The sequence below is a fragment of the Mycolicibacterium brisbanense genome (genome assembly GCF_001570425.1).
In the GTDB taxonomy this organism is placed as follows: domain Bacteria; phylum Actinomycetota; class Actinomycetes; order Mycobacteriales; family Mycobacteriaceae; genus Mycobacterium; species Mycobacterium brisbanense.
This window is the reverse complement of record NZ_BCSX01000040.1, coordinates 1-20,565: the sequence shown is the minus strand read 5'-3', so window position 1 is coordinate 20,565 and position 20,565 is coordinate 1. Positions and strand designations below refer to the sequence as shown.

Genomic DNA, 20,565 nt, shown 5'->3' with positions numbered 1-20,565 from the left:
TCATCCCTCCGGCGCGTCGGTCAGCTCGGTCCGGTTGCGGCGCAACGTGTTCCGTTCGGTCACCTCGTAGTACGACATGGCGGTCAACGGCGGCGAATAGGCGTGCACGCTCAATGTCGGGCCGGTGATCGGCGCGGGTGCGCGCACCACGTCGTGCACCCAGCCGAGCGGGAACGCGGCCTGCGCACCGGCCGACAGCCGTCGGCGGCGCAATGCCTCGCCATCCCAACGGGTTTCGGTGAGCGCACCGGACACCACCGTCAGCGCCCCCAGCGATCCGCCGTGGTCGTGCAGCTCGGTGGACTTGTCCGGTACCCAGCTGATGAGCCAGATGTCCAACTCGTCGTCGCCGGCGAGCCGGGTGTACCAGCGTTCGTCATGCGGTAGGCCGCGCAGCAGCCGGTCGTAGCGGCCGGACAGGACGTCGTCGGCGGCGCGGTCGGTGGTGTGCAGCAGATCGGGCAGGCGCAGCCGGGTCGGTGCTGACACGGCGGGCACCACGGCAGGGGCAAGGGTGGAAACCATGCGGGAAACTCCAGAAATGACGTGCGGACAGGATGGGTCGAGGGCGCGCTAGCGAGCCCGACAACACCGCAGAGAACTGGTCCGTTCCGTCACGGCGGCCAGTGTTGCATAGATTGGCGTCATGCGCAGTAACACCTGGGCCGTGCGATGGACGATCGGCGCCGTCGCCGCAACCGGCCTCACGTTGTTGACGGGATGTTCGTCGTCCGGCGATCAGGGGCAGCCGTCCGCGTCCTCCGCGACACCCTCGACCGCCTCCACCCGCACGGCGACACCTACCGCCGCCCCGGGCCAAGCGGCGGTCTCGCCGGGTGGGGTCACCACCGCGGTGGGAGCCGACGCGCAGTCCTCCGAAGAGGAGTATTTCCAGGCCTGCCATGCCGCCAAGGTGTGGATGGACCAGAAGGGCGGCGACCCCAAGGCGCAGATCGAACCGTATCTGGCGTCTCTGCAAACCCCGGGCGCGATCCCTGGGCCCGGCACCTACAACAAGGCCTGGGCGGAGTTGGAGCCCGGCCGTCAGGCAGCCGTGATCGTCGCGGTCCGCGCAGCGGCCGATCAGCTCTGCGGCTAGTTCGAATCAGGCTGCGCCGAACCACCGCTCTCGCCGCGCTGGGCGGCCACCCAGGCACGTCCGCGGGCGACGGCGGTGTCGAGTGCGCCGAAGATGCGGTCGGTGGCGCCCACGATGCCGTCGTCGCCCAGCACGTCGTCGAGTCCGCCGCGCCGCAGCACCTCCGCGGTGCCGGGGTTGACCCCGGAGATGATCAGCCGCCCGTTGTTCGCGGACAGCTGGCCGGCCCATCGGCGCAGCGCCTTGATGGTCACCGACGACGGCACGTCGGGCAAGGAGCGCAGGCTCAGCACCACGACGGCGTTGGTGGTGCCGTCGGCCCGCGGCCAGGTCTCGTCGATGCGGGCCACTTCCGCGAACAGCCCGACGCCGGCGTAGTGCAGCACGGTGACGTCGTCGCTGGCGCACCGCGCAGGCACGGGCGCCTCCTGCCACCCACCATCGGGCGCCGGTTGTAGCGCCACCAGCTGCGCGGCCTGTGCTGCTTTGGCGCAGTACAGCACCAGCGATGTGATGACACCGATCAGGATGGCGGTGTGCAGCGGCAGCTGCGTGGTGGCGGCGAAGGTGATGAGCATGGCCACCGCCGACAGCGGCGCGACCCGCAACACCAGCTTGATGTCGGGCAGCCGGCCCACCACCAGCTCGGCGCCGATCACGAGGATCAGCCCACCGATGACGGGCATCGGGATGATCTCGGCGGCCGAGCCTGCGACCAGGACCAGCACCGCCAGCCAGATACCGGCGAAGATTCCGGTCCAGCGGGTGCGCGCGCCTGCGGAGGTGGCCACCCCGGTGCGCGACAACGAACCTCCGGTCGGCAGCGCACCGAAGAAGCTGCCGGCGAAGTTGGCCGCGCCCTGGGCCAGGAAGTCGCCGTTCATGTTGGTGCGGCTGCCGTCGGGATTGGGGACCGCGGCCGAGATTCCCGCCGCCTGGGCCAGCGCGACGAGCGCGACGGCGACACCGCCGACGAGCAGGCCCGGCACCGCGGAGAAATTCGGGATGGTCAGCGGGGGAAGGGAATTGGTGATCGACGCGATATCGCCAACGGTTTCGACGTCGATGTGCGCGACGGCCACGACGGCGGTGACGACCACCAGCGCTATCAGCGTGGCGAACGATTCCAGCGGCTTGACGAAGTGGAACACCGCCCACACCGCGACGGTTCCGACCGCGACAGCGACGGCCGTGCCGTGCCACAACCCGATGTGCGCCAGCGAGTCGATGAACTTGCCGATGGTGTTGCCGCTCTGGGGCTTGTAACCGGTGGCGTCACCTAGCACGCCCGCCACGATCTGCAGCGCGATGCCGGTGGAAAAGCCCGTCATCACCGCGTTGGAGACGAAGTTCATGATCGTGCCGAACCGCAGCAGTCCGAACAGCAGCATCACCACACCGACGACGAGCGCCAGGGCCGCGACGTTGGCGGGATCCTGCGGGTCCAGCCCGGCTTCTTTGAGGACGCTGCGCGACGACAGCGCGATGGCACTGGTCAACGTCGTCACCATCAGCACCGTGCGGGCGAACAGGGCACCGATGATGCCGGGTACCACGCCCGCGTAGAGCCCGGCCACAGGGTTGAATCCGCCAATGCTGGCGTAAGCCATGCCTTCCGGGATCGAGAACAGCCCGGTCACCAGGCCCGCGACGATATCGCGTGGGCTGGGACGGCCGAGGCTGCGCACCGCCCCCGACACTTTCGAAGCCGGTGGCGCACTCATGGTCAACAACCCTGCCACGGCAGCGGTCTGCGCGCGCCATACTTGCGCCGTGCGATTTCGCGTTGCGCCAAGCCCCGGGCTCGTGCCCTACCAACGACAATGGTTGCGCGGCGACGTGTTCGCCGGACTCGCGGCCGGCGCTGTGGTCATCCCGCAGGCGATGGCGTACGCAACGGTGGCCAACATGCCCGTCGAGTTCGGCCTCTACAGCTGCATGCTGCCGATGGTGGTCTACGCGTTCATGGGCGGTTCGCGCAGCGTCAGCGTCAGCACCACATCGACGGTCGCGACGCTGACCGCGTCGACGATGCTCGGTGCGGGCGTATTGTCCGGATCACCGCATGCCCCTTCGGAATTGATGACCTTGACACTGCTCGTCGGGGTGATCCTGCTGGTCGCTCGGGTGGTGCGGCTGGGATCGGTGGTGGAGAACATCAACGAGGCCACCCTGCTCGGCCTGAAGGCCGGTGTCGGGTTGACCATCGCGGCCGGTCAGCTACCGAAACTCCTCGGTGTGACACCGGATCCGAACCATGAAGGCTTCTTCCGGGTACTCGCCTCGGCGCTGCGCCAACTGGGCCATGCCCATGTCATGACCGTGGTGCTCTCACTGGCCAGCATCGGGCTGCTGTGGTTCATCGGCCGTGCCTACCCGAAGGTTCCCGGACCGCTGGTGGTCGCAGGGCTGGGTATCGCAGGTGCCACGTTCGGCGGCTTGACCGGACTCGGCGTCACGTTGATACCGGCTGTGCCGGAAGGACTTCCGGTTCCCGGATGGCCGGCGTTCGATCAGGTCGGCCACCTGCTGCCCGGGGCATTGGCGATAGCGATGATGGCATTCCTCGAGACGGTGTCGGCAGCGCGCGGCATCCGCCGCCGCGAAGACGCACAGATCGAGCCGGACCGGGAGCTCAGCGCTCTGGGGCTGGCCGCGGTGGCGGGCGCGTTCTTCCACGCACTGCCACCGTCGGGCGGCTTCTCGCAGAGTCAGGTGAACACCAGGGCGGGCGCCCGCAGCCAGGTGTCGGGGTTGGTGACCGCGACCCTGGCGGTCGTGGTGGCCCTGCTGCTGGCGCCGGTGTTGTCCAAGCTGCCGGAAGCGACCCTCGGCGCCATGGTCCTGGTTCCGGTGCTCGGGCTGATCAACGTGCGGGCGCTGCGGCAGCTGTGGACGTTCAGCCATCGCGAATTCACATTGGCGATCCTGGTGATGACGGTCGCGCTGACCGTGGGCCTGCTGCCTGCCGTCGCCGTCGGAGTGCTGTTGACGCTGTACGCGGTGCTGCACAACGCAAATCAGCCGCATGTGGTCCAGGTCGTCGACCACGTCGGCATCAGCACCGACGGACCGGAAGGCGAACTCGTCCACCCGGCCGATCCTCTCGTGCTCCGGCCCCAGGTGGCGCTTTATACCGCGAACCTGCGGGCCAACACCAGGATGATCCGCATCATGGCGCTGTCGGCCGATCCGCCGCCAAAGACGTTGGTAGTGGACCTTTCCCGGCAATTGACCATCAGCACCACGATCCTCGACGGCTTGCGCGATCTGGATGGCGACCTGGCTGCGGCGGGTGTGCGCGTGGAGTTCGCCGCGATGCCCGCGGCGGCGCTGGCGCTCGCGCGGCGATGGCCGTGGTGGCAGGACGTCGAACGCGAGGAGCGCTACCGCCAGGTGTGACGTCACCGTCGGCACGGCAGAATGGACGCATGCGAGTTGCGCTGGCTCTCGGCAGCGGCGGTGCGCGGGGCTACGCGCACATCGGCGTCATCAACGAACTGCGCGAACGCGGCTACGAGGTGGTCGGGGTCTCCGGATCCTCGATGGGGGCACTGGTCGGTGGGCTGCACGCCGCGGGCAAGCTCGACGACTTCGCCGAGTGGGCGCGCACTTTGACCCAGCGTGCGGTGTTGCGGCTGCTCGATCCGTCGCTCACCGCCGCGGGGATCATGCGCGCGGAGAAGATCCTCGACGCCGTCCGCGACATCCTCGGCGAGGCCACCATCGAGGATCTGCCGATCCCCTATACCGCGGTCGCGACAGATCTGATCGCCGGGAAGTCGGTGTGGCTGCAGCACGGCCCGGTCGATGCGGCGATCCGGGCATCGATCGCCATCCCGGGCGTGATCGCCCCGCACGCGCTGGGCGGCCGGTTGCTCGGCGACGGCGGCATTCTCGATCCACTGCCGATGGCGCCGATTGCCGCGGTCAACGCCGACCTGACCATCGCGGTGAGCGTGTCCGGCGGTGACCCCGGCACGGCCGCCGCCCCGGAGGATCGCGAGCCACGGCCGAGCGCCGAATGGCTCAACCGCATGTTGCGCAGCACGTCGGGGGTTCTGGATACGGCGTCGGTGCGCAGCATGCTGGACCGGCCGACGGCCCGCGCGGTGCTGAGCCGGTTCGGGGCGACGATTCCCGAGCTGGAGATTCCGGAGACCGAGCTCGCCGAGGCCGAGTCCACCGACGACGTCCCCGAGACCGCGGAAGCGCCGCGGCTGGGCAGCTTCGAGGTGATGTACCGCACCATCGATATCGCGCAGGCCGCGCTGGCCCGTCACACGCTGGCGGCCTATCCGCCCGATCTGCTGATCGAGGTGCCCCGCACGGTGTGCCGCAGCCTGGAGTTTCACCGGGCCGGCGAGGTGATCGGGATCGGGCAGGAGCTGGCCGCCCGCGCCCTCGACGGCTGACTCAGCCGGCTAGGAATGCGGCCACCGCCGCGGCGACGCGCTGCCCCTGCCTGCGGCCGGCCTGCGCCGAGGGCACCCGGCAGGCCGGATCGAGCGGGTTCGCGCCGAACGCGTCCACCGCGTCGTCGTCCGCGTAGACGCCCAGCGATGCGCCGGCGAAACCGTCGATCTCGGCGCTCACCCCGGCCCCGAACGGCGACGGGGTGTTCTTCCCCGAGGGCACCAGCACCACCGCGACATCGCAGTCGGCGGCCAGCACCATGTTCACGCTGCTGCTCACCCCGCCGTCCATGTAGCGCCGATCGCCGATCGTGACCACCGGCCACACACCCGGGACCGCGCAGCTTGCGGCGACTGCGTCGACGAGCCCGACGCCGGAATCCCGGTCAAAGCCGACCAGCTCGCCGCGATCGATGTCGACCGCCGAGATCCGCAGCACCCGCTGCGGCCACTCGTGAGACGGCAGCCGCGCGGAGATCACCTCGCGGCGCACGGCCTCGGACACGGTCGGGGTGTCCAGCGCGACCTGCCCGATCTTCTGGAGCTTCTGGGCCTTGTCGGTGTTCGGCGTGAGCATGGCGTCGAGGAACAGGTCGGCGACACTGTCGATGCCGACCCCGGGGTCCAGTTCAGCCGATTTCGCGCCGATCTGACGTTGGTAGAGCTCGTCGAGGCTCAGCCCGCTGCCGAGTTGCGCGGCGACCGTCGAACCGGCGGACGTGCCGACCAAAACGTCACTGTCCAGCAGGGCCTCGGCCGTCTGCGGCGATTCGTCGGCGATGCCGCGCAGAATGCCGGTCTCCCATGCGATCCCCGCGATGCCGCCACCTGCCAGGACCAGTGCGCGTTTGGTTGCCACGGGATTCCAGTGTGCCAGCCAGGTGCGGGCTCACCCGGCGGGGTGTTGCGATGCTGCGGCCTTCTCGGTGAGATCGGCCAGTCGCAGCAGATGCTTGGGAGGATCGGGAAAGACCACCTCGCGGTGGATGTTCAGATCGGCGTCGACGTGCAGGAGTTCACCAGCCTCGAGCGGCTGCCAGGGTTCGCCGTCCATCGGCTCGCTGGCGAACACCACCGCCGGATGCCGCGACAGCTCGTCGGAGTGCGCGGCGATGCGGTGGCTGCGCATCCGCATCTGGCCCTGGGCCGGCTCACGGCGGTCCAGCAAGTACAGCTCGTGGGTCGCCGGATAGCGCAGGGCCCACAGGCCGGTGGCGGTACTCAGCAGAACGTTGAGGGCGTAAATCGGCACCGTGTCGGCGAGCCAGCCGATGGCAGAGTGCAGTCCGGCGGTGACGTCGCCGTCGGCGCTGCGAATCTCCGCAGTGATCAACGCGAACACCCGCTCGGAATCGCTTTCGCCGCCGACCAGGTCGGCCACTCCGAGTTCGTCCAGCCGCGCGTCCAGCACGTCGAGTCCCTCGACCACGCCGTTGTGGGCGAAGATCCGCCCGTCCTGCAGGAAGGGATGGGTGTTGCGGACCTCCAGTGCACCGGTCGACGCGTACCGGACATGCGCGATGAACGTGGTTGCGGTGAGGTCATGCGCCTCCGTCGCGAAGGCGCAATCCTGCCACGCCGCAATGGGTTGCTTGTAGATCTGCGGTGCGCCGTCGGGCCCGAACACGCCCAGTCCGGTGCCGTCCGGGTTGTGCCTGCTCTGGGCGGCGAGGCTGTCCGGCGCGTTCAGCAACCAGAAGGTCGCCGTGACGGCGTGCCGGCCGGCGTGCAGTCCGAACAACCGACACATCGGTCAGCGTCGTTGCTCGACGACCGGCGACTGCGACATGATGCCGATAGTAGCCGCCGGACGAAGGGAACCGAGATGACCGCGACGATGCGGGCCGAGCGCTTCTACGCCGACACCAAAACGGTTGTCGTGGAAGATGTTCCCATTCCCGAGCCCGGTCCGGGTGAAGTTCTGATGAAGGTGGCGTTCTGCGGCATCTGCCACTCGGATCTGAGCTTGATCAACGGCACGTTCCCGGCGCAGGCCCCGGTGGTGACCCAGGGGCACGAGGCGTCGGGCACCATCGCCAAACTCGGCCCCGGGGTGACTGGGTGGGCCGAGGGTGACCGGGTGATCGTCGCGGCGGGCAGGCCCTGCCTGACGTGCGCCAACTGCCGGCGCGGGGACATCGCCAACTGCATGCGGATCCAGTTGATGGCGTTCGCCTATGACGGCGCGTGGGCCGAGTACACCGTCGCGCAGGCATTCGGGCTGACCCGCGTACCCGACAACGTGCCGTTGGAGCAGGCCGCGATCCTGGCCGATGCGGTGTCGACGCCGTACGGCGCGGTGGTGCGCACCGGCAAGGTCGGGATCGGCGAGTCGGTCGGGGTGTGGGGGCTCGGTGGCGTCGGCACCCATATCGCGCAGTTGGCACGACTGGTTGGCGCCGTACCGGTGATCGCCGTCGACATCAAAGCCGAAGTCCTCGACCGCTCACTGGAACTCGGCGCCGACTACGCGTTCGATTCCCGTGATGAACACCTCGGCGAGAAGATCGCGGAGGTGACGGGCGGCCGCGGGCTCGACGTGGCGTTCGACGCGGTAGGGCTCAAGTCGACGTTCGAACAAGCGTTGGGACAGTTGACCGTTGGCGGCAGGCTCGTATCGGTCGGCATGAGCGCACAGGAGCCGACGGTTGGGCCGACGTCGATGTTCGGCCTGACCCAGAAGCAGGTGCTGGGCCATCTCGGCTATCAGAACGTCGACATCTCGACGTTGGCGACACTGGTGTCGTTGGGCAGGCTGGACCTGTCCCGCTCGATCAGCGGCATCGTCTCGTTGGAAGACATCGCGACGGGCATCGAGAGGCTGGAACGCCAGGAGGGTAATCCCATCCGAATCCTGGTGCAGCCCTAGCGATCACCGCAGATCCGGAGCCGCCTTACCACTGATCAACGGCAGATCGGGATAGGTGGCGATGCCGGGTGCCGCCGCGCACACCGCGGGCACCGAGTTGACGCAGTGCGCCGCGGTGGCGACGACGCCGGGTTCGGGACCCTGCTCGCCGACGACGCCCTGAAATCCGTTGATGACCATGGTGAAATCCGGATTACCCCGGACCTGCATCTCGTAGCGTTGCCCGGCCGGCCCGAAAGTCCATGCCGGGTCGAGGTTTTCCTCGCCCATCAGCCAGTTGACGGTGATCCGGACAACGGGTTCGTCGCCTACGAGGGCTTCCCAGTGGAACTTTCGCCCGGCGACCTGACCCGGTTCGATCACGCCGATCGGCGACTCGATGGGCGCGGTCGCGACGGCGATCTCCTGGGTGGCCCTGATGCGTGGCTCGGCCTTGAACCCCACCTGGTCCACCACCAATTTGATGGCTTGGATGAAGCCGCCGTCGAGCAGTTTCTGCATCGGTCCGCTCAGCGCGCTGTCCGGCTCACCGCCGAAGCCCATCACATGACGCACCACGTCGGGCGCCTCGTAGGTGCGCAGGTCGGAGAATTCCTCGGCGCGCACGAACCGCACGCCCGTGGACAGCGCCGACACCAGCAGCGGGAACTTCTCACTGATGCCGCCGGGTGCGATGCCTGTGCCGTGCAGCGTGGCACCGCCTTCGAGCGCGGCGGCCCGCAGCGGCTCGGCCTGCTTGTCCGACGGGTAGAACCAGCCGATCGGGGTGACGACGTTCTTGCCGGACCGCAGCAGCGCCGCCACTTCGTCGGGGTTGGGCACCAGCGGCGCGTAGATCACCGCGTCGGCATCCAACGAGAGGATCTCGTCGACGCTGTTGGTCGCGACGACGCCGATAGGCCCGGTACCGATGAGTTCTCCGACGTCCCTGCCGTTCTTGGCGTCCGAGTGCACCCAACATCCGGCCAGTTCCAGGTCCGGGTGTTCCAGCACGCCCTTGATGGCGGCCACGCCGACTCCGCCGGTCGCCCACTGCACCACGCGCAACGCCACGACGCCTCCTCGACGAACTAGAACGTGTTCTATTTATCTCTACACTAAGCGCGCCGCGATATGTATGTTTCTCGACATGGTTAACAAAGTATTCGTTGTCGGCGTGGGGATGACGAAGTTCGAGAAGCCCGGCCGTCGGGAAGGCTGGGACTACCCGCAGATGGCCAACGAGTCGGGCACCAAGGCACTCGAGGACGCCGGGATCTCCTACGACCAAGTCCAGCAGGGCTATGTCGGGTACTGCTCGGGAGATTCCACCTCGGGTCAGCGTGCGCTCTACGAGCTCGGCATGACGGGCATCCCGATCGTCAATGTGAACAACAACTGTTCTACCGGGTCGACGGCGCTTTACCTTGCCGCACAAGCCATCCGGGGCGGCTTGGCGGACTGCACCATCGCGCTCGGCTTCGAGAAGATGCAGCCCGGCTCGCTTCAGGCCGGTGCCCAGGACCGGGAATCGCCGCTGGGCCGCCACGTCAAGGCACTGGCCGAGATCGACGAATTCGCATTTCCGGTGGCGCCGTGGATGTTCGGCGCGGCCGGCCGCGAACACATGAAGAAGTACGGCACCACGGCCGAGCATTTCGCGAAGATCGGTTACAAGAACCACAAGCACTCGGTCAACAATCCGTATGCGCAGTTCCAGGACGAGTACACGCTCGACGACATCCTGGCTGCCAAGATGATCTCCGATCCCCTGACCAAGCTGCAGTGCTCCCCGACCTCCGACGGCTCCGGTGCGGCGATCCTGGCCAGCGAGGCATTCGTGGACAAACACGGTCTGGCGTCGGCAGCTGTCGAGATCGTCGGGCAGGCCATGACCACCGACTTCGCCTCGACCTTTGACGGCAGCGCCGCCAACATCATCGGGTATGACATGAATGTGCAAGCCGCCCAACAGGTCTACGCGCAGTCGGGCCTCGGCCCCGAGGATTTCCAGGTCATCGAGCTGCACGACTGCTTCTCCGCCAACGAGTTGCTGCTCTACGAGGCCCTTGGTCTGTGCGGTGAGGGCGACGCCCCTCGGTTGATCGACAACAACGACACCACCTACGGCGGCCGCTGGGTGGTCAACCCGTCCGGCGGGCTCATCTCCAAAGGCCACCCGTTGGGCGCGACGGGCCTGGCCCAGTGCGCCGAGCTGACCTGGCAACTGCGCGGCACCGCCGACAAGCGTCAGGTCGAGGGCGTCACCGCTGCCCTGCAGCACAACATCGGCCTTGGCGGCGCCGCCGTCGTGACGGCCTACCAGCGCGCCGAGCGGTAAGACTTCTTCTCGCGAGCAGACGTGCGGGTACCCGACACGCCGCATTTCGCGTACCCTGCTGTCTGCTCGTGGGAGAAAGTCGCGGGAATGTCAGCCCGTCAACATCGCGTCGATCAGCCGGCGTAACACCTGCTTGATCTCGCGGCGGGCCTTCTTCGGATCCTCGGCGGTGGCGATGGCCATGGCCGCCTCGTCGAGGGCGCCGATCAGCACGTGAGCCAGCGCCCGCACGGGCTGACGCGCGAGTTGACCGGCCTTGATTGCCTCGGCGAGCAGTTGCTCGGTCATGCCGAGGCTGTAGCGCTGGGCCACATCACGGAACCCTGCCCAGCCGAGCACACTCGGGGCGTCGAGCAGGATCAGCTGGCGCACCTCGGGATCACCGGAGACCTCCAGCCACGCGTCGACGGCGGCACGGATCGCGTCGGCCGGCGTGGTCGCTCCCGACGCCGCCACCTCGGTCGCCAGCCTCGCCATCACGTCCTGCTCCACCACCTCCACCACAGCAAGGAAAAGCGCTGCCTTGTCGGCGAATTGGTGATACATCGCGCCGCGGGTCACCCCGGCGGCCGTGGCGATCTCCGGCGTCCCCACCTCGGAGTATCCACGTTCGCCCCACAGTCGCCGGGCAGCCGCGATCAACGCTTCCCGCGTCGCCGCGGAGCGCTCTTCCTGAGTACGTCTCTTGTTTTCCATACACCCTGTTGGTAAGTTACCGGCAGACTGTTCGTAAATGTCTATCGAGCCGGGAGTCATCCATGTCGATCATTGAGATTAGCGCCGGAACCGTCCATTTCGAGGAATTCGGACCGAAGGACGGCAGGCCGGTCGTCTTCGTCCACGGGTACATGATGGGTGGGCAGCTGTGGCGACAGGTCAGCGCGCGCCTGGCGGCGCGTGGCCTGCGCTGCATCGCCCCGACCTGGCCGTTGGGCGCACACCCCGAACCGTTACGGCCGAGCGCGGACCGCAGCATCCGCGGCGTCGCGAACATCGTCGCCGACACCCTGACCGCGCTGGATCTCGACGACGTCGTACTGGTCGGCAACGACACCGGCGGGGTGGTCACGCAACTGGTGGCGGTGCATCACCCCGAGCGGATCGGCGCCCTGGTGTTGACGAGTTGCGATGCCTTCGAACACTTTCCACCGCCCATCCTCAAACCGCTGATCCGGGCCGCACACTCCAAGGCGCTGTTCCGCGGCGTCGCTCAGGCGGTACGGATCCCCGCTGTGCGCAAGCGGGCCTACGCGGGCCTGGCTCACGCGAACATCGATGTCCTCACTCGGGAATGGGTACACACCACCCGGTCGAATCCGGCAATCGCCGAGGACCTGCGGCAATTCACCCTGTCGCTGCGCACCGAGGTCACCACCGGCGTGGCCGCACGGCTCCCCGAATTCGACAAGCCGACGCTGATCGCGTGGTCGGCCGACGATGTGTTCTTCGAACTCGGCGACGGCGAACGGCTCGCGCAGACCATCCCGAACGCGCGGCTGGAAGTGATCGACGGCGCCCGCACCTTCTCGATGATCGACCGGCCGGATCGGTTGGCCGATCTGCTGTCGACCATCGCCGTCCGCGCCTGATCTCCTCCCCGAGTCCTAGATGGTGACCACCTCGTAGGCACCGTCGGCATGCCGGGCCCGGATCGTCTTCTTGTCGTACTTGCCGACGCTGGTGCGCGGTACCTGATCGATGAACGTCCAGCGCTCCGGAAGCCACCACCGAACCACCTTGTCCGCCAAGAATTCTCGTAGTTCCGCCGGGCTGGCCGTGGCATTCTCGTGCAGCACCACAACGGCGAGCGGGCGTTCCTGCCAGCGCTCGTCGGGCACGCCGACGACGGCGGCCTCCAACACCGCGGGATGGGCGATCAGAAGATTCTCCAGCTCCACCGAAGAGATCCACTCGCCACCGGATTTGATGACGTCCTTGGCCCGGTCGGTGAGGGTGACGTAGCCGTCCTCGTCGATGCAGCCCACGTCGCCGGTGCGCAACCACCCGGTGTCGAACTTCTCCGCGTCGCGCCCGCGATAGTAGCTACCGGTGATCCACGGACCGCGTACTTCCAGCTCCCCCACGGCTTTACCGTCGGCGGGCATGGGCGCACCGCTGTCGTCGACGATGCGGACCTCGACGCCGCACATCGCTCGCCCCGCGGTGGCGCGCATCGCCCAGTGCCGTTCCTCGGACACTCCGGGCAGCGGTTTGGCGACCGTCGCCAGCGGCGATGTCTCGGTCATCCCCCACGCCTGCTGGATGTACACGCCGTAGCGCTCCTGGAACGTCCGCATCAGCGAGACCGGTACCGCCGAACCGCCGCATGCGACCAGTCGCAACGACGAAATATCATGTCCCGGAGCCTTTTCCAGGCAGTGCATCACGTCGTTCCAGATGGTGGGCACGGCGCCTGCCACCGTGGGACGCCGCGATTCGATCAGCTCGATCAGCGACGCACCGTCGAGGAACCGGTCCGGCATGACCAGATGCGCCCCGGCCATCAGGGCCGCGTACGGCAACCCCCAGGCATTCGCGTGGAACATCGGCACGATGGGCAACACCACATCGCCGGTGCCCACATCGAGCGCATTGGCAGTGCAGGTGGACAGCGCGTGCAGATAGCTCGACCGATGGCTGTACACCACGCCCTTGGGGTTTCCCGTGGTGCCGCTCGTGTAACACATTGCGGCAGCCGAACTCTCGTCGATATCCGGCCAGTCGAACTGCGCGGGCTGAGCCGCCAGCATCTCGTCGTACCGCACGACAGTGACCCCTCTCAGCGCACTGACGTCACCGTCCCCGGCCACGATCACGGTGTGCACGGTCTCCAAGAGGGGCAGCACGGGAGCCAGCTGCGCCACCAGCGACGCGTCGGCGATGATCACCCGGTCCTGCGCTTCGTTGGCGATGTAGGCGATCTGCTCCGGGGACAACCGGATGTTGAGGGTGTGCAGCACCGCCCCCATCGCGGGCACCGCCAGATAGGCAACCAGATGTTCGGCGTTGTTCCACATGAACGTGCCCACCCGCTCGTCGCCGGTGATGCCGAAGCCCCGCAGTGCGTGCGCCAGTCGGGCGGCCTGTTCGCCGATCTCTCGGTAGGTGCTGGTGCGGTATCCACCCTGACCGGTGGCGGTGGTGACGGTTCGGTCGCCGTTGGCGCCACAGGCGTGCCGCAGGATCGCCGTGATGGTCAACGGCCAGTTCTGCATGGTGCTGTCCACGGGCGCGATGCTATCGGGGTGCCGGTGGGAACGAATCCGGTTCCCGAAACGATGTAAGGAGAGGAAGATGTGAAGTAGCTGAACGAGAGGCACGACAATGCGGGTGAAGTGGGCCATGGGTGCGGTCGCAGTGGCTGTGATCGGGCTGGTGGGCGCCCCCGCGGGCCTTGCCTCCGCCGACGAGACAGCGCAGGAAACCATCAGCCGGCTGCAATCGCAGGGCTATACCGTCAACATCGATCGCGTCGGCACCGCACCGCTGGACCAGTGCGTGGTCACCAGCGTCCGCAACCCGCAGCAGGTCAAGCAGTGGGTGCCCTATACCGGCCCGGGCCGCGGCAACGGCAACGACCGCGTCCTGGTGCAGGTGGTCACCAGCCAGACGGTGTCGGTGTCACTGAACTGCCAGGGCTGAGTACGCCGGCTTCGGCTCACCAGCCCCACGGCCCCCAGTGGCGGTAATGGCCCCAGCCGTAGTCTCCGCGCCAGCCGCGATCGCCCCAGCCTCCGTGCCAGCCGTGGTATCCGGCGTCGGATGCATGCACGACCTGATCCGGTGCCGCTGACACCGAGTGGGTGGGTTCCGCGGGTGTGCTGTCCACTGCCGCGGCCGCGGGTGCGGCGACGACGGCGCCTGTGACGACGGCCGCCACCACTGCGGCCGCAACGCGCTTGACTGTTCGATGCATGGTGTCACTCCTTGGAAAGTGTTGTGGTCCTTGCCCTTTCACGATCCGCCGACACAGGCTCGGGATCCTTGGCGCTGACCTCCAATCGCCGATACCTGCCAGCTGCAATCCCGGTCAATGCGCGTAGAGCTGCTTGACGGCATTGCGGTCGATGGCGCCCTTGGCGGTATGCGGCAGCGCCGTGACGACGTCGATCCGCTCGGGGACTTCGAAGGCAGGCAGCTTGGCGCGGCATTCCAGGGCGATCTGTTCGGGTCCGCCGGCACGTCGGCCGGAGAGCACCACAGCCGCGCCGACCCGTTCGCCGAACGTATCGTCGGGAATCGCGAACACCGCCGCCTCCACGACGCCGTCACACCCCGTGAGGACGCCTTCGACATGTTCGGGAGAGATGTTCTCGCCGCCTCGGATGATGATGTTCTTGATCCGGCCGGTCAGATGCAGTCGTCCGTCGACATCCACGATGCCCAGGTCACCCGTGCGGAACCAGCCGTCGACGAAGCTCTTGGCCGTCTCAACCGGATCAGCGAGATAGCCGCGGGCGACGGTGGAGCCGCTCACCCACACCTCACCCATCACACCGGGCGGGCAAGGGTTTCCGGCACCGTCGACGATTCGCAGCCGCACCGCGCCCGTGCCGCGCCCCACCGAGCCGAGTTCGTCTGGAGTCCGCGCGCGGATCTGCTCGCCGGCCGCCTGGTGGGTGGTCTCGGTCATTCCATAGGCCTCCAGGAGGGGCGCGCCGAAGGCCCGCTCGATGGCGCGGGCGGTGGTGATGTCCAGCGGAGCGCTACAGCTGCGGACGAATCGCAGCGACAGCACGTCCGGGCCGGGAACATCCGCGGCGGGGCGATTCAGCAGGATCTGGTGGATGGTGGGCACCGCGCTGAACCATGTGGCGCCGACGGATCGCATCTCGTTCCAGAACATGTGCGCAGAGAACCGCCCGCGTGCCGGGAGCAGCACTCGTCCCCCACTGGCCAACGAGCCGAGTAGCACGGCCACCAACCCGTGGCCATGGAACAGCGGCATCACCGCCACGGTCGCGTCATCGGGGCCCAGGTCGTAGGTCGCACAGATTCCCCGCACCGAGGCGGCCACATTGCCATGCGTCAGAGGCACCATCTTGGCCTGGCCGGTGGTGCCCGAGGTGAACAGCACCAGCGCATCCTCGGGTCGGAGGCCGGGATTCGCGTGGTCGCCAAGGGCACCCGATGCGGGGCCGAACTCGAGCCACGCCGTCCCTGCCGTCGGACCGGCGAGTTCCACGCGCACGCGCATGCCCGCACGGCCGGGGCCGGCGTCGACCGGCGTCTGATCCGTTGCCGCCGAACCGATCAGCAGGGCCCTGGCACCGACCCGGTCGAGCCGATCTCTCAGTTCCGCAGCGGGCAGCGCCGGGTCCAGCGGGGCCGTCACGAGACCGGCCCGTGCCGCGCCGAGCAGTCCCACGACGAACTCGACGGTGTTGGCGCCCACGAGCCCGACGGCATCCCCTCGGCGCAAACCCGCATCGCGCAGGCCCACGACGATCTGGTCCACCAGGTCGGACAACGTTCCGTAGCTCACCGGGATGCGCTCGGCGGTGGCCACCAGTGCGGTAGCCCATGGCGCGATCCGCAGCTGCTCGTCGAGCACGTCGGACAATCCGGTCATCGTGATCATGGCAATCACCTTCTTGCAGTGTGTGAGTCGAGCGCTCCGCCTTGAACGCATCAATGCTGTTGTCTGACAACAGATTTGCCGCACATCTCGAATGCGGTCATCTCGCATGGTAGGCGGGATGACCCCGATCGTCGCGTCCGCTGCTCGGTTTCGCCGCGATTTTGCAGCTAGCAGGGGGGCGGTGGTGACACTGCCCCAACCGGGCAATGGGCGCCAGCGCTGCTGACGGCGATCACCACGGGCGACGACGATGGCAGTGAGATCACCAGCGTCGAGAGGAATTCCGACATGACTTCCGCACCTCCCATCGAACAACAGCGCACGGCAGCCGCGATGGCATCCTCGACCGCCACGGCCACCGACGGGTATCACGTGGTGGTCGAGGCACTCAAACTCAACGGGATTGAGACGATCTACGGCGTGGTCGGCATCCCCGTCACCGACATCGCCCGCGTGGCCCAGGCGGAAGGCCTGCGCTACATCGGATTCCGCCATGAGAGCGACGCCGGACACGCTGCGGCGGCAGCCGGGTTCCTCACCAAGAAGCCCGGCATCTGCCTCACGGTGTCCGCACCCGGTTTTCTCAACGGGCTGGTCGCCCTCGCCAACGCGACCACGAATTGCTTTCCCATGGTGCAGATTTCGGGATCGAGTGAGCGCCACATCGTCGACCTGCAACGCGGCGACTACGAGGAGCTCGACCAGCTCGCCGCCGCGCGGCCCTACACCAAGGCCGCCTTCCGGGTGAACCGGGTCCAGGACATCGGCCTGGCCGTCGCGCGCGCCGTCCGCATCGCGTCCTCCGGCCGCCCCGGTGGCGTCTACCTGGACATTCCCGCGGCAGTGCTCGGTGACGTCATGGATGGCGACCAGGCGCGCGCGTCACTGCGGACGGTGGTCGACGCGGCTCCCGACCAGGTCCCGTCACCGGCTGCGATCGACCGCGCCGTCGAATTGCTCGCCGGGGCAGAGCGTCCGCTCGTCGTGCTCGGTAAGGGTGCCGCGTACGCCCGGGCCGACGACGCGATTCGCGCGTTCGTCGAGAACACCGACATACCGTTCCTGCCGATGTCGATGGCGAAAGGCCTACTACCCGACGGCCATCCGCAGTCGGCCGCCACGGCGAGGTCGCTGGCACTGCGCAACGCCGACGTGGTGTTGCTCGTCGGCGCACGGCTGAACTGGCTGCTCGGGCACGGCGAGCCACCACAGTGGAGCGCGGACGTGAAGTTCATCCAGGTCGACATCGACCCGAACGAGCTGGACAGCAACGCACCGATCGCGGCACCCCTGCTCGGCGATATCGGCTCGGTGATGACCGCACTCGCCCGGCGGACCCGTGAGATCACGGCACCGTCGTCGTGGCGCGACCAGCTCGCCGCACGTTCGGCGCGCAACACCGCGGCGATGGCCGAGCGACTTGGCGAGCAGGCGCATCCGATGCGGTTCCACGGGGCGCTGCGCGCGATTCGCGACGTGCTGCGCGACCGCCCCGAGGTGTATGTGGTCAACGAAGGCGCCAATGCGCTCGACCTGGCGCGCAACGTGATCGACATGACGGTGCCGCGACACCGGCTCGACAGCGGCACCTGGGGCGTCATGGGTATCGGGATGGGCTACGCCATCGCAGCGGCCGTCGAAAGCGGCGACCCGGTGGTGGCGATCGAGGGCGACAGCGCCTTCGGCTTCAGCGGCATGGAGCTGGAGACCATCTGCCGCTATCGGCTTCCCGTCGTCGTGGTCGTGCTCAACAACGGCGGCGTCTACCGGGGCGACGGGGCCAATCCCGCGTCGACCGACCCCTCGCCCACCACTCTCATGCCCACAGCCCGCCACGACCGGCTGATCACCGCGTTCGGCGGTGTCGGGTATCACGTGAGCACACCGGAACAACTCGAGGCTGCGCTGCGCAACGCCCTTGCCTCCCGTGGGCCGTCACTCATCGACTGTGTCATCGATCCCACCGACGGCACCGAGAGCGGTCACCTGACCCATCTCAACCCGGTCGGTATCGGTCACGGGGCTTAGAAGCCGGCAGCCTGGCCGTCCCGGCGCGGATCGCTCGCAGCGAGATACCCGTCACCCAGTCGCCAAATCGCCTGGCAGCTACCGAATTGTTGGTAGTCGCCCACGGTGACCAGGTCGTGGCCGAGGTCGCGCAGGCCTGCCAGCGTCGCGGCCGGGAAACCGTCCTCGACGGACACTCGCGTGCCCTGCAACCAGCGGAAGCGTGGTCCGTCGCACGCGGCCTGCGGGTTCTGCCCGTAGTCGGCGATCCGCACCACGACCTGAAGATGGCCCTGTGGTTGCATGGTCCCGCCCATCACGCCGAAGCTCATCACGGGAGCACCGGCCTTGGTGAGAAAGCCGGGAATGATGGTGTGGAACGGACGCTTTCGCGGCCCGACGCGGTTGGGATGCCCCGGGGTCAGGACGAAGCCAGTGCCGCGGTTCTGCAGCGAGATCCCGGTACCCGGCACCACCACACCCGAGCCGAAACCGAGGTAATTCGACTGGATCATCGAGACCATCATTCCCGAGTCGTCGGCGGCGGTCAGGTAAACCGTGCCTCCCGCGGGTGGGCGCCCTGTTGTGAAATGTTGGGCTTTGGCGCGGTCGATGAGCCCCGCTCTCTCCCGCAGGTATTCGGCGTCGAGAAGCTCGCTCGGCGGCAGTGTCATGTGCTCGCTGTCGGCCACATGGGAAAGCGCGTCGGCGAACGCGAGTTTCACCGCCTCGATCTGCAGGTGCACGCTCTCGACCGAATCGACGGGAAGCGAAGCCATGTCGAAGTTCTCGAGGATGCCCAGCGCCGCGAGTGCCACGATGCCCTGACCGTTCGGCGGGATCTCGTGGACCGTGTAACCGCGGTAGTCGACATCGATCGTGTCGACCCACTCGACGCGGTGCGCGGCCAGGTCGGAGGTGGCCATCGCGCCGCCGTTGGCGTCCGAGTGCGCCACCATCCTCTCGGCGAGGTCGCCACGGTAGAACGCTTCGCCGTGCGTTGCGGCGATGAGCTCAAGGCTGGCAGCGTGTTCGGGGAATGTGAACAGCTCGCCCGGCGCCGGTGCCCGGCCACCCGGCAAGAACGCCGCGGCGAAGCCGGGCTGCGATGCGAGTACCGGTGCTTGCGCCGCCCATTGTCCTGCGACAGTCGGCGAGACCAGAAACCCATTGCGGCCGTAGGGGATTGCCGGCTCGAACAGCCGCGCGAACGGCAACCTGCCGAACCTGTCGTGCAACGCGACCCAGGCCGCGACCGCGCCCGGCACGGTCACCGCATTCCAGCCCAGCGCGGGAATCTGCACGCCGCGGAAGTACTCGGGTGTCCACGCCGCGGGCGAGCGCCCGGAGGCATTCAAGCCGTGCAATTGCCCACTGTCCCAGACGATTGCGAAAGCATCCGAGCCGATCCCGTTGGAAACGGGCTCCACCAGGGAAAGCGTGATCGCCGTCGCGACAGCCGCGTCGACGGCGTTTCCGCCTTCCGCGAGCATCGCCAGGCCTGCCTGCGCGGCGAGTGGCTGCGAGGTGCAGACGACGTTGCGCGCCAGGACAGGCTTTCTGGGCCAGGCGTACGGCAGATCCCAGGAGAACGGCACGCTCATGTTCGCACGCTAGGCCCGCGTCAGGATGGGATCCGGTCGAAGGTGTCGGGGTTGGGACCGGTCCGTCCGGGTTCGCCGCGGTCGAGGGCCGAGATCGCCTCCATGTCGGAGTCGGTGAGTTCGAAGTCGAACAGCTCGAAGTTGGATCTGACCCGTTCTGGCGAAACCGATTTCGGAAACACGATGTCCCCACGCTGAATATGCCAGCGCAGCACGACTTGTGCGGGAAACCGGCCCACGGCGTCGGCGATCCTCGTGACAACCGGATCGTCGAGCACCCGGCCTTTCGCGATCGGCGACCAGGCTTCGGTCGCGATACCGTGCTCGCGCCCGTACGCGCGGACCTCTTCGTTGGTGAAGTACGGATGCACCTCGATCTGGTTGACCGACGGCACCGTGTCGGACTCCTTCAGCAGTCGCTCCAGGTGTGGCGGCTGGAAGTTCGATACCCCGATGCTGCGGGCGCGGCCGTCTTTGGCGAATTCCTCCAGTACGTGCCACGTCCCCTCTTTGCCAGGCTGGTTGTGAGTCATTCATCTACCTGTTTGGGATGGAGGGTTATGTCGATCAGCCCGGGGTTTTCGGCGGCGGAGGTTCGTGCGTTTGTCGATCGGTATCACCTGCAGCCTCATGGGCAGAAGCGCGGGTGGCTTGCCGCGCAGGGGGTGTC

18 protein-coding genes and 1 pseudogene are annotated in these 20,565 nt (G+C 67.7%); 8 read left to right on the top strand and 11 right to left on the bottom strand.

The window, feature by feature from the left end:
• Positions 1-525 (bottom strand): cysteine dioxygenase, encoded by a 525-nt coding sequence (locus RMCB_RS22610; protein WP_029366340.1) that lies wholly within the window; start codon positions 523-525, stop codon positions 1-3.
• A gap of 121 nt (positions 526-646) precedes the next feature.
• On the opposite strand from RMCB_RS22610, the gene lpqV reads away from it, so the two are divergent.
• Positions 647-1,099 carry a lipoprotein LpqV gene (gene lpqV / locus RMCB_RS22605; protein ID WP_062830568.1) on the top strand — a complete coding sequence of 151 codons (453 nt, stop codon included), beginning with the start codon at positions 647-649 and terminating at the stop codon, positions 1,097-1,099.
• Here lpqV and RMCB_RS22600 read toward each other — a convergent pair.
• Entirely contained in the window at positions 1,096-2,823 is a 1,728-nt protein-coding gene (locus RMCB_RS22600; protein ID WP_062830567.1) for a SulP family inorganic anion transporter, read from the bottom strand. The genes lpqV and RMCB_RS22600 overlap by 4 nt on opposite strands.
• 49 nt (positions 2,824-2,872) lie before the next feature.
• Between RMCB_RS22600 and RMCB_RS22595 the strand changes: the two genes are divergently transcribed.
• Both RMCB_RS22595 and RMCB_RS22590 read left to right on the top strand, forming a co-directional pair.
• Positions 2,873-4,501, top strand: coding sequence for a SulP family inorganic anion transporter (locus tag RMCB_RS22595; protein WP_062830725.1), 1,629 nt, complete (start codon positions 2,873-2,875; stop codon positions 4,499-4,501).
• Positions 4,502-4,530: 29 nt separating this feature from the next.
• On the top strand, positions 4,531-5,514 hold the full coding sequence (locus RMCB_RS22590) for a patatin-like phospholipase family protein (protein ID WP_062830566.1): 984 nt from the start codon (positions 4,531-4,533) through the stop codon (positions 5,512-5,514).
• Position 5,515: 1 nt separating this feature from the next.
• Here the strand turns inward: RMCB_RS22590 and RMCB_RS22585 are convergent, their stop codons facing one another.
• A complete protein-coding gene (locus RMCB_RS22585) occupies positions 5,516-6,373 on the bottom strand; it encodes a patatin-like phospholipase family protein (RefSeq protein WP_062830565.1) in 858 nt (285 codons plus the stop codon).
• Between the two features lie 30 nt (positions 6,374-6,403).
• Positions 6,404-7,264 (bottom strand): class II glutamine amidotransferase, encoded by an 861-nt coding sequence (locus tag RMCB_RS22580; RefSeq protein ID WP_062830564.1) that lies wholly within the window; start codon positions 7,262-7,264, stop codon positions 6,404-6,406.
• 75 nt (positions 7,265-7,339) lie between these two features.
• On the opposite strand from RMCB_RS22580, the gene RMCB_RS22575 reads away from it, so the two are divergent.
• Positions 7,340-8,383, top strand: a complete 1,044-nt coding sequence (locus RMCB_RS22575; RefSeq protein ID WP_062830563.1) for a zinc-binding dehydrogenase — start codon at positions 7,340-7,342, stop codon at positions 8,381-8,383.
• Positions 8,384-8,386: 3 nt separating this feature from the next.
• Here the strand turns inward: RMCB_RS22575 and RMCB_RS22570 are convergent, their stop codons facing one another.
• On the bottom strand, positions 8,387-9,436 hold the full coding sequence (locus tag RMCB_RS22570; protein WP_062830562.1) for an NAD(P)H-dependent amine dehydrogenase family protein: 1,050 nt from the start codon (positions 9,434-9,436) through the stop codon (positions 8,387-8,389).
• A gap of 76 nt (positions 9,437-9,512) precedes the next feature.
• On the opposite strand from RMCB_RS22570, the gene RMCB_RS22565 reads away from it, so the two are divergent.
• A complete protein-coding gene (locus RMCB_RS22565; RefSeq protein ID WP_062830724.1) occupies positions 9,513-10,703 on the top strand; it encodes a lipid-transfer protein in 1,191 nt (396 codons plus the stop codon).
• Positions 10,704-10,793: 90 nt separating this feature from the next.
• Here the strand turns inward: RMCB_RS22565 and RMCB_RS22560 are convergent, their stop codons facing one another.
• A complete protein-coding gene (locus tag RMCB_RS22560) occupies positions 10,794-11,399 on the bottom strand; it encodes a TetR/AcrR family transcriptional regulator (RefSeq protein ID WP_062830561.1) in 606 nt (201 codons plus the stop codon).
• Between the two features lie 62 nt (positions 11,400-11,461).
• Here RMCB_RS22560 and RMCB_RS22555 point away from each other — a divergent pair, with 62 nt between their 5' ends.
• Positions 11,462-12,292: an alpha/beta fold hydrolase gene (locus RMCB_RS22555; protein ID WP_062830560.1), complete on the top strand. Its 831-nt coding sequence runs from the start codon at positions 11,462-11,464 to the stop codon at positions 12,290-12,292.
• Between the two features lie 15 nt (positions 12,293-12,307).
• Here RMCB_RS22555 and RMCB_RS22550 read toward each other — a convergent pair whose 3' ends face one another.
• On the bottom strand, positions 12,308-13,930 hold the full coding sequence (locus RMCB_RS22550; protein ID WP_062830559.1) for a fatty acid--CoA ligase: 1,623 nt from the start codon (positions 13,928-13,930) through the stop codon (positions 12,308-12,310).
• Positions 13,931-14,027: 97 nt separating this feature from the next.
• On the opposite strand from RMCB_RS22550, the gene RMCB_RS22545 reads away from it, so the two are divergent.
• Entirely contained in the window at positions 14,028-14,345 is a 318-nt protein-coding gene (locus RMCB_RS22545) for a hypothetical protein (protein ID WP_029366327.1), read from the top strand.
• A gap of 16 nt (positions 14,346-14,361) precedes the next feature.
• On the opposite strand, the gene RMCB_RS22540 is transcribed toward RMCB_RS22545, so the two are convergent.
• The gene (locus RMCB_RS22540) at positions 14,362-14,619 is read right to left on the bottom strand and encodes a hypothetical protein (protein WP_072278527.1); all 258 of its coding nucleotides are present in this window, start codon (positions 14,617-14,619) and stop codon (positions 14,362-14,364) included.
• A gap of 114 nt (positions 14,620-14,733) precedes the next feature.
• Positions 14,734-16,284, bottom strand: a complete 1,551-nt coding sequence (locus tag RMCB_RS22535) for a FadD7 family fatty acid--CoA ligase (protein ID WP_062830557.1) — start codon at positions 16,282-16,284, stop codon at positions 14,734-14,736.
• Between the two features lie 333 nt (positions 16,285-16,617).
• Here RMCB_RS22535 and oxc point away from each other — a divergent pair, with 333 nt between their 5' ends.
• Entirely contained in the window at positions 16,618-18,312 is a 1,695-nt protein-coding gene (gene oxc, locus RMCB_RS22530; RefSeq protein WP_109784391.1) for an oxalyl-CoA decarboxylase, read from the top strand.
• On the opposite strand, the gene ggt is transcribed toward oxc, so the two are convergent.
• Positions 18,309-19,895: a gamma-glutamyltransferase gene (gene ggt, locus RMCB_RS22525; protein ID WP_062830555.1), complete on the bottom strand. Its 1,587-nt coding sequence runs from the start codon at positions 19,893-19,895 to the stop codon at positions 18,309-18,311. The genes oxc and ggt overlap by 4 nt on opposite strands.
• Positions 19,896-19,915: 20 nt before the next feature.
• A pseudogene (locus tag RMCB_RS22520) lies at positions 19,916-20,398 on the bottom strand (aldo/keto reductase); the annotation flags it as partial.
• Positions 20,399-20,565 lie beyond the last annotated feature (167 nt).

Excerpts from the sequence above, each read along its gene's own strand:
- RMCB_RS22540 (WP_072278527.1), bottom strand. The coding sequence starts at position 14,619 with ATGCATCGAACAGTCAAGCGCGTTGCGGCCGCAGTGGTGGCGGCCGTC.
- RMCB_RS22590 (WP_062830566.1), top strand. The coding sequence starts at position 4,531 with ATGCGAGTTGCGCTGGCTCTCGGCAGCGGCGGTGCGCGGGGCTACGCG.
- RMCB_RS22555 (WP_062830560.1), top strand. The coding sequence starts at position 11,462 with ATGTCGATCATTGAGATTAGCGCCGGAACCGTCCATTTCGAGGAATTC.
- RMCB_RS22565 (WP_062830724.1), top strand. The coding sequence starts at position 9,513 with ATGGTTAACAAAGTATTCGTTGTCGGCGTGGGGATGACGAAGTTCGAG.
- oxc (WP_109784391.1), top strand. The coding sequence starts at position 16,618 with ATGGCATCCTCGACCGCCACGGCCACCGACGGGTATCACGTGGTGGTC.
- RMCB_RS22600 (WP_062830567.1), bottom strand. The coding sequence starts at position 2,823 with ATGAGTGCGCCACCGGCTTCGAAAGTGTCGGGGGCGGTGCGCAGCCTC.
- RMCB_RS22575 (WP_062830563.1), top strand. The coding sequence starts at position 7,340 with ATGACCGCGACGATGCGGGCCGAGCGCTTCTACGCCGACACCAAAACG.
- ggt (WP_062830555.1), bottom strand. The coding sequence starts at position 19,895 with ATGAGCGTGCCGTTCTCCTGGGATCTGCCGTACGCCTGGCCCAGAAAG.
- RMCB_RS22535 (WP_062830557.1), bottom strand. The coding sequence starts at position 16,284 with ATGATCACGATGACCGGATTGTCCGACGTGCTCGACGAGCAGCTGCGG.
- RMCB_RS22545 (WP_029366327.1), top strand. The coding sequence starts at position 14,028 with ATGCGGGTGAAGTGGGCCATGGGTGCGGTCGCAGTGGCTGTGATCGGG.
- RMCB_RS22560 (WP_062830561.1), bottom strand. The coding sequence starts at position 11,399 with ATGGAAAACAAGAGACGTACTCAGGAAGAGCGCTCCGCGGCGACGCGG.
- RMCB_RS22610 (WP_029366340.1), bottom strand. The coding sequence starts at position 525 with ATGGTTTCCACCCTTGCCCCTGCCGTGGTGCCCGCCGTGTCAGCACCG.
- RMCB_RS22580 (WP_062830564.1), bottom strand. The coding sequence starts at position 7,264 with ATGTGTCGGTTGTTCGGACTGCACGCCGGCCGGCACGCCGTCACGGCG.
- lpqV (WP_062830568.1), top strand. The coding sequence starts at position 647 with ATGCGCAGTAACACCTGGGCCGTGCGATGGACGATCGGCGCCGTCGCC.